At 44.6% G+C, this 12,779-nt stretch carries 11 protein-coding genes; 9 read left to right on the plus strand and 2 right to left on the minus strand.

Features of this window, described 5'->3' with window-relative positions; genetic code table 11:
* Positions 1 to 21: 21 nt before the first annotated feature.
* Positions 22 to 1,278: an ABC transporter substrate-binding protein gene (locus tag NSQ91_RS05330; protein WP_076186769.1), complete on the minus strand. Its 1,257-nt coding sequence runs from the start codon at positions 1,276 to 1,278 to the stop codon at positions 22 to 24.
* 151 nt (positions 1,279 to 1,429) lie between these two features.
* Complete coding sequence (locus NSQ91_RS05335) at positions 1,430 to 2,434, minus strand: LacI family DNA-binding transcriptional regulator (RefSeq protein ID WP_076186767.1); 1,005 nt, start codon at positions 2,432 to 2,434, stop codon at positions 1,430 to 1,432.
* A 403-nt stretch (positions 2,435 to 2,837) separates the two neighbouring features.
* On the opposite strand from NSQ91_RS05335, the gene NSQ91_RS05340 reads away from it, so the two are divergent.
* From NSQ91_RS05340 to NSQ91_RS05380, 9 genes are all read left to right on the plus strand, one after another.
* Positions 2,838 to 3,791 carry an AraC family transcriptional regulator gene (locus NSQ91_RS05340; protein ID WP_076129560.1) on the plus strand — a complete coding sequence of 318 codons (954 nt, stop codon included), beginning with the start codon at positions 2,838 to 2,840 and terminating at the stop codon, positions 3,789 to 3,791.
* A gap of 6 nt (positions 3,792 to 3,797) precedes the next feature.
* Positions 3,798 to 4,874: a Gfo/Idh/MocA family protein gene (locus NSQ91_RS05345; RefSeq protein WP_340916757.1), complete on the plus strand. Its 1,077-nt coding sequence runs from the start codon at positions 3,798 to 3,800 to the stop codon at positions 4,872 to 4,874.
* A gap of 51 nt (positions 4,875 to 4,925) precedes the next feature.
* Positions 4,926 to 5,657: a ThuA domain-containing protein gene (locus NSQ91_RS05350; protein WP_076186759.1), complete on the plus strand. Its 732-nt coding sequence runs from the start codon at positions 4,926 to 4,928 to the stop codon at positions 5,655 to 5,657.
* On the plus strand, positions 5,658 to 6,626 hold the full coding sequence (locus NSQ91_RS05355; protein WP_036680409.1) for a sugar phosphate isomerase/epimerase family protein: 969 nt from the start codon (positions 5,658 to 5,660) through the stop codon (positions 6,624 to 6,626).
* Between the two features lie 1,440 nt (positions 6,627 to 8,066).
* Positions 8,067 to 8,978: a L,D-transpeptidase family protein gene (locus tag NSQ91_RS05360; RefSeq protein WP_076129557.1), complete on the plus strand. Its 912-nt coding sequence runs from the start codon at positions 8,067 to 8,069 to the stop codon at positions 8,976 to 8,978.
* A gap of 378 nt (positions 8,979 to 9,356) precedes the next feature.
* Entirely contained in the window at positions 9,357 to 11,207 is a 1,851-nt protein-coding gene (gene abc-f, locus NSQ91_RS05365; RefSeq protein ID WP_076129556.1) for a ribosomal protection-like ABC-F family protein, read from the plus strand.
* A gap of 147 nt (positions 11,208 to 11,354) precedes the next feature.
* Positions 11,355 to 11,654 carry a hypothetical protein gene (locus tag NSQ91_RS05370; RefSeq protein ID WP_143763941.1) on the plus strand — a complete coding sequence of 100 codons (300 nt, stop codon included), beginning with the start codon at positions 11,355 to 11,357 and terminating at the stop codon, positions 11,652 to 11,654.
* Between the two features lie 27 nt (positions 11,655 to 11,681).
* Positions 11,682 to 12,185 (plus strand): hypothetical protein, encoded by a 504-nt coding sequence (locus NSQ91_RS05375; protein WP_339246703.1) that lies wholly within the window; start codon positions 11,682 to 11,684, stop codon positions 12,183 to 12,185.
* Between the two features lie 35 nt (positions 12,186 to 12,220).
* On the plus strand, positions 12,221 to 12,760 hold the full coding sequence (locus NSQ91_RS05380; protein ID WP_076145486.1) for an RDD family protein: 540 nt from the start codon (positions 12,221 to 12,223) through the stop codon (positions 12,758 to 12,760).
* Positions 12,761 to 12,779 lie beyond the last annotated feature (19 nt).

Below are 12,779 nucleotides of genomic sequence, written 5' to 3' on the forward strand. Positions count from 1 at the left end.
GTTCATGTTTGTCTGATCTGGTTATTTCCGGTCAGCTACTTTATCCCATTCTGTATCAAGCTGTTTTAGGTAAGCATTAATATCTTTCTTTTGTAAGAAGGCTTGGTTGATGGTTTCAACTTTCATTGCACTTGGAATGTAGTGGTCAGCAAAGTCAGCGAGTTTACCTGCTTCAAAAGATGCTTTGAATCCGTCCATCGTTGGATCATCCTGTGTTACACCTTGTACTGCTGGGAATGCTTTTTGTTCGTTGATGTATAGGGTGACATTCTCAGGTTGAAGTAGGAAGTCAATGAATTTCTTGGCTTCTTCTTTATGTTTAGTGTTCTTGGAAATAGTCAGTAATGTGTCTACGCCAGAAATGACCTTAGCATCGGCAGCATCATTTGTCGCTGGGAACGGGAATACGCCAAGTTCAATGGATGGATTGGCTTTCACGATTTCTGGAATCGCCCATACGCCTTGCAGGTACATTGCTGATTCGCCTTTAGCGAATGCTGTGTTGCCGTCATTGTAATTCTTTCCAAAGATATCTTTCTGTCCGTATTCCGTCAGCTTAAGCAGTTTTTCGGCAACCTCGTTAAAGCTGTCTGCGAAGGTTACAGTGCCTGCTGTACGCTCCTTGAAGAAATCATTACCTTTAATGATCGTTGAGAGGGAATTGAAAGGTGTAAGTGTTGTCCAAGCATCCTTAAAAGTCAGATAGAAAGCATTCTTACCGCTATCTTTGAACTTTTGAGCGACAGCCATGAACTCATCCCAGGTTGTTGGTACGGTAACGCCCGCTTCAGCGAACATCGCTTTATTGTATATGACCCCACTTGCATTGGAGGAGAATGGAAGAGCATTCAACGTGTCTGTACCCGTCAGGTCTTTCATCATTTGGACATAGGCAGGTTGAATATTCTTAGCTAGCGGATCAGAAGTGAAGTCTTCAAACAGACCGCTTGCGGATAAAGTTTTGTAGGTGTCGGTGGCACCCATACCCACGACATCAGGAATGTCTTTTTTAGCCGCACGAGTCTTCAGCACAGTTTCAGCATCCGGCGGGTTCACTTGAGTGACTACGATGTTCGGATTGGCTTCATTAAATTTCGCGACTAGCTTGTCGAAGGTGGCTTTGGCTTCAGACTTACCTTGGAAGAATTCGACTTTTACCTTTTCACCGGAGGAATTCCCACTGCTATTTGTGCTGTTGTCAGCCGCGTTATTGCCACAGGCGCTAAGCACGGACATAGCCACTAGGCTAACCACTACAGGTTTGATTGTTTTTTTCATGATAATTCCTCCTAATAATTTGTTATTCTGATGATGAAGAGAAGGGTAAACGTTTACTCTGAACATATACTTAAAAGATATTCTGCTACTTATAGGCGGAGGATATACATTAAGATAAAGAGTAAACGTTTACGTTATATTGACAAAAGACTTAGGTAAGTGTTCTTACCGTTTGTCTTTCCACAATTAAGTGGTCGACGATTCTGCTATTCACAGTCTCGCCCGTTTCAATCATTTGGATCAGTTTTTCCACAGCGATCTTACCAATATCGTACAGTGGCTGACGAACTGTAGTTAACGGCGGAATAACCATTTTAGCCATTCCGAGATCATCGTACCCCATAATAGAGATATCTTCAGGAACGCTTAAACCATATTTGATGACAGTGGAAAGGGCGCCAATCGCCATTTCGTCACTAGCGGCAAAGACGGCAGTGAGATCAGGAGCTTGATCCAAGAGAGCTTCCATTGCAATACTCCCACTTTCATAATGAAAGTCTCCAAAAGTTAGATAACGGCTGTCAAAAGGTATGCCATTTGCCTCAAGTGCTTTACGATATCCCTCAGCTCTGGGTGCACCCGCAATAATATCGTTTTGATCTCCGCTGATCATGGCTATTTTTCTGTGACCTTTAGAAATTAAGTAAAGGATAGCATCATAGGCAGCTTGGTAATCATCTACTTTTACGTAAGGTACACTGGCAAATTCCGTTTGGGAAGAGACCAGCACAACTGGGATTTTCATGGTTTCTAGCACATCGTAATATTCTTTCTTCAAGACTTCACTTGAAAAAATAATGCCATCGACTTGCTTCTCTCTGAGCAACTGCAAATACTTCAGCGTTCGCTTACCATCCTGATCGGTATTACAAACCATCACACTGTAATTTCGGTCATTGGCCAATTCCTCAATGCCTTTAAGCAGATTGGAGGAGAAAGCTCCGGAAACACTTGGAAACATTACACCTATAGTCTGCGTACGCTTATTGATTAGGCCACGAGCAATCGCGTTAGGTTGATAACCAATTTCTTTGATCGCCTCATTTACCTTTTGTTTCGTTTTGTCCGAATACCCACTTAAATTGTTTAGCACGCGAGAGACCGTGGCAATGGAAACGTTCGCTTTCTGTGCAACATCTTTAATCGTTGGGTTCATTCTTATGAGCTCCTTAAACTACGGTTATCCTTGAATTAAACGCTTACGTAGTGAATAATGAATTTATATTCAACGAACAACGTAAACGCTTACCCTGAATATAAATCCTGATAGGTATTTTTGTCAACTCTACTTAAATATAAAAAAATGATCAAAGCTACGTAAAACCAAGAGTTCTTTTAATAGAATGAAAGCGATACATATACCAAAAAATTACTTAAAATAATGGAGAGAGCACAGTTTAGTTTTAGGTGATAACTTGATTGTACAGATCATTTGTACATGTAATTGACAAAAGAATATTGGAGGTCTAACATTTAGAGAGTAAACGCTTACGTAAAACTTTTAAATATGACATGCAAGCCCTGGTTTTAATGATTTACTCGGATAAGGAGTTGTATTTATGAATATTTATCTCGAGATTCCGGATGTGGATAAGCACTTTCCTTACCGCAGTTTACTTTGCAATGGTGATACGTTGTGTTATCCGCATTGGCATAAAGAAATTGAAATTATCTATGTTACCAAAGGAAGCCTGAATCTGGGAATTAATGATACCCCTATTCACATGGAACAGGGCGAGGTTCAGTTTATCAATGGTGGGGATGTGCATTATTTTCTCTCTTCCCCTGAGAGTGAACGGGTAGTGATTCAATTTGACCTGAATTTGTTTCAAGAAGTAGCCGCTTTGAACGGTAATGACTACTCACTTCGTGAGGTCTTTACGCTTATGGAGTATTCCAGTTCTAGATGGCCCGTGGCAACTGCCGCGAAGGTCAAAGGGCTGATTGAGAGTATTTACGAGGAAGATGTACAGCGAAGAGAAGGGTATGTTTTTCTAATCAAGGCTAGATTATTTGAACTGCTGACCGTTATTTTACGTGAGGTACCGAAAAGTCCGATCAATAAACAGCCTAAGTTCTCAGAAGATACACTGAATCAATCCAGAGAAACACTGGAGAGACTAGAGCGGATTTTTATTTATGTGGAGCAGCATTATCAGGAGGCTATTTCGCTGAATGAGGTAGCTAATTATATGGGTTTTAGTCCTTATTATTTTACCAAATTGTTCAAGAAAAACACGGGCATGACCTTTATCGCGTTCTTAAACGAATACCGGCTTAACAAAGCCAAATGGATCTTGATCAATGAAGATCTGCCGATGTCTGCCGTGGCGGAAGCAGCCGGGTTTGGCAGCGTGAAGACCTTCCATCATTTTTTCAAGGAAGCAACGGGGATATCCCCGCTGAAATACCACAAGACAATATTCGGGAATAATACAGCAAGATTACAGGAAGAAAGCCCTTCCTCAGATTTGTATGATAGAGATATCAAAACAGGAATAAGTGGAGGTTAGACCAGAATGACTTTAACAGTAGGAATTATCGGCTGCGGAGGTATTGCGAACGGCAAGCACATGCCAGCGTTAAAAAAAGTAGAAGGTGCGCGAATGGTTGCTTTTTGTGATATCGTCGCTGAACGTGCCGAGAAGGCAAAAGCGGAGTTTGGAGATGAGCAGTCCGTAGTTTACACAGATTATAAAGAGCTTCTTAACGATGCAAGTATAGATGTGATTCATGTATGTACGCCGAACATTTCCCATGCGGAGATTTCCATTGCGGCTATGGAAGCAGGCAAACACGTAATGTGTGAGAAGCCGATGGCTAAAACCACGGCAGAAGCACAAGCGATGATCGAGGCCTCAGAGCGAACTGGGAAAAAGCTGACCATCGGTTATCAGAACCGTTTCAGACCAGATTCAGCTTATCTGCATGCGGTATGTGAGAATAATGAGCTTGGTGAGATCTATTACGCCAGAGCTAAGGCTATCCGTCGTCGCGCTGTCCCAACTTGGGGTGTGTTTTTGGATGAAGAAGCGCAAGGCGGCGGTCCGTTGATTGATATCGGCACCCATGCGCTCGATTTGACCCTGTGGATGATGGATAATTACAAACCTAAATATGTCGTGGGCAACGCTTATCATAAGCTGTCCGGTCGTAAAAATGCTGCAAATGCTTGGGGCTCGTGGGATCCTGAGAAGTTTACAGTGGAGGATTCCGCCATTGGATTCATCACTATGGAGAATGGGGCTACCATCGTCTTAGAAGCAAGCTGGGCACTGAATACACTCGATGTCGGTGAGGCCAAAACGGTACTTTGTGGGACTGAAGGCGGAGCAGATATGGAGAAGGGTCTGCGCATTAACGGAGAAGCCTACGGTAAAACCTTTGAAAAGCATATCGGTCTGGATGCCGGTGGCGTCGACTTTTATGATGGTGCAGGAGATGATCCTGCGGTGATAGAGGCAGCTCAGTGGATTGACAGCATTGTAAATGACACCGAGCCTGTAGTGAAGCCGGAGCAGGCGTTGGTTGTGACTCGCATCTTGGAGGCTATTTATAAATCCTCTGAAACTGGAATGCCTGTGTTTTTTGAATAATCAAGCAAATTCGATGGTCATAGATAAATATGAACTAGGAGCGTGTCTCAAGTGACAAGAGTAACCGTATGGAATGAATTCCGTCATGAACGTCAGGAAGAAAGAATTCTTAAGGTCTATCCGCAAGGTATTCATGGACAACTGGCAAGTTTTCTTCAAGAGGCAGGACTGGACACTCAGACAGCTACGCTGGATGAACCAGAGCACGGACTGACGCAAGAGGTATTGGATAACACGGATGTACTGATCTGGTGGGGACATATCGCCCATCATGAAGTAAGTGATGAGATTGTAAATCGTGTACATGCGCGAGTGCTGCAAGGTATGGGACTTGTAGTGCTTCATTCGGGCCATATGTCCAAAATCTTTATTAAATTAATGGGCACCAGCTGCGATCTGAAATGGCGTGAAGCTGAGGAGAAGGAGCGTCTGTGGGTCATGGATCCAAGTCACCCGATTGCTGAGGGCATTGGTGAATACATCGACTTGGAGCAAGAGGAAATGTACGGTGCGCATTTTGATGTGCCAGCACCAGAGAGTCTTGTATTTGTCGGCTGGTTCGAAGGCGGCAACGTCTTCCCAAGCGGATCGACCTACCGTAGAGGCAGCGGGAAGATCTTTTATTTCCAGCCTGGTCATGAATCTTATCCAACCTATTACAACAAGGATATTCAAAAAGTTATCATCAATGGCGTGAACTGGTGTGCACCAACGAAACGTGACTATCCGGTTTACGGACATTCTGAAGCCTTAGAGCCTATCAAAGAAAAGGTGGTCGTATAAATGAAATTAGGCGTATTTGATCCTGTATTTGGAAGCTTGAGTCTTGACGAGATGCTAGATAAAATCGCCGCCGCAGGTTTGAATGCGGTAGAGATCGGCTCGGGCGGTAATCCCGGTAATGCTCACTGTCCGACAGATGAGCTGCTTGCGAGCGAGTCAGCACGTCAAGAATATTTGGAAAAGTTCACGAAGCGTGGCATTATGATCAGTGCCTTCAGTTGCCATAATAACCCGATTTCACCAGATAAAGAAGAAGCCCGCGCCGGGGATGAAATTCTCCGTAAATCGATCAAGCTGGCTTCACTCATGGGTGTTAAGGTCGTGAACACTTTTTCGGGAACGGCTGGGGACAGCGATGAGGCAAAAGCACCGAACTGGCCAGTCACACCTTGGCCTACCGTGTACAGCGACATCAAAACCTGGCAGTGGGAACATAAGCTGATCCCTTACTGGAAGGAAATCGGCAAGCTGGCCGAGGAGCATGGCGTTAAGATCGGTATCGAGCTGCATGGCGGCTTTCTGTGCCATACCCCTTATACGATTTTGAAGCTTAGAGAAGCAACCTGCGATGCTATCGGAGCTAATCTGGATCCGAGCCATCTGTGGTGGCAAGGTATTGATCCTGTAGGTGCCATTAAGATTCTCGGTAAAGCTGGCGCGATTCACCATTTCCATGCCAAGGATACTTACTTGGATCAGGACAACATCAATATGTATGGTCTGACCGATATGCAACCTTATGGCGATGTGCAGACCCGCGCATGGACCTTCCGCTCCGTTGGTTGCGGTCACAGCATATCTGAGTGGTCAGATATCATGAGCGCGCTGCGCACTTACGGTTATGATTACGTGGTGAGCATCGAGCATGAAGACCCTCTTATGACGGTTGACGAAGGCTTCCAACGTGCAGTAACCAATTTGCAATCCATTCTTATTCATGACCAGCCTCAGGGTATGTGGTGGGTGTAAGGTCGAATTAGAAAGCCTTGATTCTCTATTTAGAGAATCAAGGCTTTTTTTTGCGTGTAATGGGGATGTAGGGAGAGCGGGAGAACGGGAGAACAGGAGAACGGGAGAGCGGGAGAACGGGAGAACGGGAGAACGGGAGAACGGGAGAACGGGAGAACGGGAGAACGGAAGAGCGGAAGAGCGGAAGAGCGGAAGGAAGAACGGAAGGGAGTAGAAACGAGCTGACAAAGAGATAGGGAGGAGGTAGGGACGAGTAGTAGCTAATAAGAAACGAACTAGAAACTAACCAGAAATGTACTGGAAACAAACTAGAAACCAACCTGAAACTAACTGGTTTGCCAAAGGACTTAGATGCAGCTATTCGCGTGTTTTAGGGTTTTTGGAGCGAGTTTCGGACCCGAGAGACCTTATTGGTCCCGAAGAGCAAGGAATTCGAGGGTTTTTGAGCAAATAACTGCGCTGGAGTCCGATAGCATCTCAAAACAGCGAAATAGATGCAAATAGGGTCTCTGGGGTCCGCGACTTATGCGCTGATGCGTTAGCTATTTTTCAACGGTAAATCGTAGTTAGTTTGGGGGCTGGTGCGTTGAGCTTCGGGAGAATGGGATACGGGCAAATGTGCAGCGCAGTTAGTTTGGGGCTGGAGCGTCAGGAGCGTCAGGAGCGTGGTGGAGATGTGGTAGAGATGTGGTAGGTAACTGTGCTAACGGACTTAGATGCAGCTATTCGCGTGTTTTAGGGTTTTTGGAGCGAGTTTCGGACCCGAGAGACCTTATTGGTCCCGAAGAGCAAGGAATTCGAGGGTTTTTGAGCAAATAACTGCGCTGGAGTCCGATAGCATCCCAAAACGGCGAAAATATTACAAATAGAGTCTCTGGAGTCCGCGACTTATGCGCTTATGCGCTAGCTGATCTTCGACGGTAAAATCGTAGTTAGTTTGGAGGCTGGTGAGTTGAGCTTCGGGATAATGGGATACGGGCAAATGTGCAGCGCAGTTAGTTTAGGGCTGGAGCGTCAGGAGCGTGGTGGAGATGTGGTGGAGTTGTAGTGGAGATGTGGTAGGTAACTGTGCTAACGGACTCAGATGCAGCTATTCGCGTGTTTTAGGCCTTTTGGAGCGAGTTTCGGACCTGAGAGACGTTATTGGTCGTGAAGAGCAAGGAATTCGAGGGTATTTGAGCAAATAACTGCGCTGGAGTCCGATAACATCTCAAAACAGTGGATTTGTTGCAAATAGGGTCTCTGGAGTCCGCAACTTATGTGTTTATGCGCGTGCTGATCTTTACGTATCTAAAGGCCGGCTTTTTGTCGTGCTTTCATTGGTTACAGTATTGCAATCTCTGCGTCAAGCGGGAGTGGACGAGTTGAAAAGAATAGGTACAGGCTGGTACGCAACATATTTGAAATGATTTCGTCTTTATATAACGGAGGTGGAGCAAGATGAATTTATGCTTTTCGGGAGGCCGGTTTCAAACTTTTTTACAGCGGAACATTAAACTGATGCTTGTATTTGGACTTTTGTTCGCTGCTTGCTTTACAGGAGTTGGAAGGGTGGAAGCTGCTGGCTCAGATCTGATCATCGTGAACAAAAAAACAAACAAACTCGCGTATTTCAGTGACGGCAAGCTGGTGAAGACTTTTCCGGTTGCCACAGGGAAGTCGAAGGAACTGACGCCAGAAGGTAGCTTCAAAATGGTGGTTAAAGTAAAAAACAGACCCTACTACAAAGAGAAAATTCCCGGTGGGGATCCGGCCAATCCGCTTGGCGACCGCTGGCTGGGGCTGGAAGTGAACGGTACCTATGGCACGACGTATGCGATTCACGGCAATAATAATGAGTCATCGATAGGGAAGTATGTTAGCGCCGGTTGTATTCGAATGCATAATGATGATATTCATTGGCTGTATCCAAAAGTAGCCAAGAATACTCGAGTTATCATTACAACGAGCACACTGGCTATGGAGAATATTGCAACTAAAAACGGGTACTCTGTGGGAAGTAATAAGTTTGCGGGGACTTTTGAGATCAATGGGACGACAACAAAGCTGAAGGATCCTTTTATATTGGAAAATTCCCGTGTGTTTGTTCCGCTGAGAGAATCCGTGGCCTTACTGGGTGGTACTTTGCAGAGTGAAGCGGGGACAGGAGCACTGATAATTACGATCGGCAATCGTACGGTGACACATAAGCCATTATCCAATAAGGCTATTGTGAATGGGAAATCCATTACGATTTTACCGTCTCGCAATGAAAATAACCGATTACTAATTCCGCTGAGTATCCTGCCTGATTTATTTGCTGTTCAGGTGCAGTGGAATGCGCAGACTCAGGTGGTAAAGATTAAGTTATAATTGTTCTTGACCTTTTATTTCTGATTTAAATTGTTATATACTGTACTTATTCTAAAATACGGACAATTACGGAGGGCCACCGACTGATGAATAACTAACACGTTTCCTGAAACAGACCATAAAGTTTGTGAAGTGCATATGCACAAGTCACGGAGCACCCGCGCAGGGTGATAACGGTCAGGGATACGTGTGTCGGTCGGGGGTCTTACGATGTTTTTATATGGATAGTTCTATCTATTGTGTTGGTTTACTCTGCATCCAGCAGGTGAATACGGCCGTAGTCTATCCATGTCTGGGCACATTCCCCCTTCATACGCTATTCGACCGCAGACCGTTGGCTGCGGTTTTTTATTTGCAATGAAATCGGAGGAATGAAAGATGACTATAATTAAAGTGAAGAGTTTACGTAAGGAATGGAATGGGATCCCTTTATTTAAGGAGGTATCCTTTGAGATAGCAGAGGGAGAGCGCGTGCTTTTATTCGGACGAAACGGGATTGGCAAAACCACACTGCTTAAGGGGCTGATCGGTCGGCTTACTTTTGAAGAGGGAAGTATCTATCATGGTTTGCCATCTGAAGAATGGGGTGTGCTCGATCAACAGCTTGAGGTACCGGGGGAAGTAACCGCATTGGACTACGTTCTTTCAGGGTCAGCACAGCTGCCTGAATTAAAACGCCAGCTGGAAGCCCTCAGTCAGAGACTGCAGGAGCAGAAAGCTGATAACGAAGCTGAATTGGCTGAATATGCAGAGGTGTACGATCGTTACTTGCAGCTTGATGGATATGGCTGGGAGGTCAAAGCGGAAAAAAGTCTAAAGCAGCTCAAGCTTGAACATGCAGTCTGGGATTTGCCATACGCCTCACTTAGTGGAGGGCAAAAGACACGGGTGCAATTAGCAGCATTATTAGCCCGGCAGCCCAAGCTATTGATTCTGGATGAACCGACCAATCACATAGATGGAGAAACGATGGAGTGGTTGGAGCATTGGGTGTGCACCTACCCTGGAACCGTGTTTTATGTATCACATGATCGTACATTTATTGATCGAACTGCGACGTCTGTGCTGGAGCTTAGTCCGGAGGGATGCCGGCGTTATTCGGGTGGATATACACAATACCGGGAGCAGAAGACTATAGAGCTGAGAACATTGGAGGGACAGTATAAAAAGCAGGAGCAAGAAAAGGAGAAGCTGCTGGAGAGCATTAGGCGGTATGCAGAATGGTTCCAGCAAGCGCATCGTGCTGCCGGACAAAATGATTTTCTGCGTTCGAAATCCAAGAAAAATGTGTCTCGTTTCCATGCCAAGGAAGCTGCACTGGAACGGTTAAATAAGAACCGTGTAGAATTGCCCCGTGAGACTGGCAAGCTGAAGATGAAGCTGGAAAGCGAAGAGTTTCTGGCAGATTCTTTACTGACACTCCGTGAGATAGAGTTTGCCTATGAGGGGAGTGCGCCTTTTCTTAGGGATTTCAGTTTGTCGCTAAACCGGGGAGACCGACTGTCTATTCTGGGTCCTAATGGTGTTGGAAAGTCTACGCTGTTGAAATTGATTGCAGGGATCAATAAGCCTACAAAAGGTGAAGTGCGGCTGCATCCACGGACGACAATCGGTTATTTTGCACAAGAGCTAGATAACTTAGAAATGAACTCTACGATTCTGGATAGCTTGCTTGAACTGCCGGGAATGACCCAGACGGAGGCACGGACGATTCTGGGTTGCTTTTTATTTACGCGGGACGATGTATTTAAACGGATTGGGGATTTGAGTCTGGGGGAGAAATGCCGTGTGGCTTTCCTCAAGTTGTATTTTGGAAAAGCAAATCTATTGGTCTTAGATGAACCCACTAATTATCTGGACATTGATACTAGGGAACGAGTAGAAGAGGCACTTATGGTGTATCCCGGCGGGTTAGTAATGGTCTCGCATGACCGTTATCTTCACTCTAAAGTGGCTAATCGCTTGGTGATATTAGAGCCGTCTCAGGCACCAAAGTTTTTTCAAGGAACGTATGCTGAATACTTCGAAAAAGACAGAACCCGTCTGCTTACTGGTATAGAACAGGCTCGGGAGGATGACCTTGCCCTCCTGCAGCTGCGTCTGAATCAGCTGATTCAGAGTAGCAGTGTGGATTCTGAGGCGGAGAATGCAGCGCTAGTGGCGGAAATCGTTAATTTGCAGCGACAAATACAGGAACTAAGGGGCGAGGGGAAACCCTTATCCTCCTAAGCTGATAAAAAACACAACCTTGCTCAGGATAAATTTATCTTGGGCAGGTTGTGTTTTTAGGTAGGAGTCGTAAGGTGTAAGGTGTATAATTTGGAGGAATGTGGATTTTTTTAGCGATAAAGAAACCTTGAGAGGATGGTTGCAGAATTGCTGAAATTGGGCTCTTTTATATTGGAATTACTTCGATTATGTATATTGCTTGTGCTGACTTTATTAGTTTTGGGTTGGGCAGAAAGATTGATCTATCAATTGATATTTGGTCAGCCCGTGTATAACTGGAGTATGGGACTCGGGAATTTATTGTTATTTTTTATGCTGTACCGGAATCATTTTCAGTTTAAAGGCTGGTATAAATCAGAGAAGAATCAAAAGCTAACGCTCCTCACCACAAGAATAATCACCGTAATTTCTATAGGACTAATAATCCTGCCGATAGGGCTAGGCTGAGCTTATGAAGATTAGAATCATTGGAGCTTGCGGCAGCGGCAAATCCTATATCGCCCGGGAGTATCTAAAAAATACGGTGTAGAGTATTACGAGACTGACAACTTGGTATGGGACAGAAGTGCCGAGAATTTGCGCTTTTCAGTTGAAGCAAGAGATGCCCAATTGGAGGAAATCCTTGATAAACCCTCATGGATTCTGGAAGGCGCACATTACAAATGGGGACAAGAGAGTTTTAAAGCTGCTGACTTAATCGTTATTTTGAATCCTAATAAAGTGATCAGGGATTTGAGAGTGTTTACAAGGTTTATAAAAACAAGACTGGGTTTAGAGCAAGCGAATTACAAGCAGTCATTTAAGAATCTGTATGTGATGATTTTTGAATGGAACCGTGGATATGATCAGGAGGCCGCACATAGGATTATAGAGTTAACGGATACTCTGTCTGATAAACGGGTAATTGTGAAAAATAACAAAGAGCTGGAGTCCATTATCCAAGAGCATCTGAGGAAGGGATTGTTAAATAGGGATTGAGCGACAAAGTAAATGATAGAGAGAGGAGTGCTTGCATGGATAACATTCTACCCGAGCATTTGGATCAGGAGAATTTTATAGGGTTTTGGAAAAGAGTGCTGGCTTCCATTCTTGATTTCTTGGTCATTGGAATACCTGGGGTTATCGTATACTTGATACTCAATTCATTAGCTGTTTCATTACACTCGGAGATACCTATTATCCTGGAGTACATTTTGTTTATCGCATTTGATATCTTTATGATCGTTAGATTTGGCGGAACTCCAGGGAAGCTGATTTTAAAAATAAAAATTGTCAATGAGCAAGGGAATTACCCTACAGTGAAGGAAGCTCTGATTCGAAATGTTTTTCGAATGATTAGTATGATTCTTTCAATGGTAATTGCGGTCAGCAGCTATGACTTTACCGTTATTTCCGCCAAATTATCCTTATGGTCGGATTTGGCTTTTGACCTCACTCAAATCCTGGGTCCAATCATGCTGGTGGATTACTTGTTGGTTGGATTACATCGCCGTAAACGTGCGATTCACGATTTGCTGGCTGGCACTTATGTTGTTGAGAAATCCGCAATTTGAAGAATGCTTTTCACCAAGC

Origin of the sequence: Paenibacillus sp. FSL R7-0048, assembly GCF_038004505.1 — a bacterium.
Taxonomy (GTDB): domain Bacteria; phylum Bacillota; class Bacilli; order Paenibacillales; family Paenibacillaceae; genus Paenibacillus_AQ; species Paenibacillus_AQ odorifer.

What these genes read in the sequence shown, in the direction of transcription:
- NSQ91_RS05330 (WP_076186769.1), bottom strand. Translation starts at nt 1,278, where the DNA reads ATGAAAAAAACAATCAAACCTGTAGTGGTTAGCCTAGTGGCTATGTCC.
- NSQ91_RS05335 (WP_076186767.1), bottom strand. Translation starts at nt 2,434, where the DNA reads ATGAACCCAACGATTAAAGATGTTGCACAGAAAGCGAACGTTTCCATT.
- NSQ91_RS05340 (WP_076129560.1), top strand. Translation starts at nt 2,838, where the DNA reads ATGAATATTTATCTCGAGATTCCGGATGTGGATAAGCACTTTCCTTAC.
- NSQ91_RS05345 (WP_340916757.1), top strand. Translation starts at nt 3,798, where the DNA reads ATGACTTTAACAGTAGGAATTATCGGCTGCGGAGGTATTGCGAACGGC.
- NSQ91_RS05355 (WP_036680409.1), top strand. Translation starts at nt 5,658, where the DNA reads ATGAAATTAGGCGTATTTGATCCTGTATTTGGAAGCTTGAGTCTTGAC.
- NSQ91_RS05360 (WP_076129557.1), top strand. Translation starts at nt 8,067, where the DNA reads ATGAATTTATGCTTTTCGGGAGGCCGGTTTCAAACTTTTTTACAGCGG.
- abc-f (WP_076129556.1), top strand. Translation starts at nt 9,357, where the DNA reads ATGACTATAATTAAAGTGAAGAGTTTACGTAAGGAATGGAATGGGATC.
- NSQ91_RS05380 (WP_076145486.1), top strand. Translation starts at nt 12,221, where the DNA reads ATGGATAACATTCTACCCGAGCATTTGGATCAGGAGAATTTTATAGGG.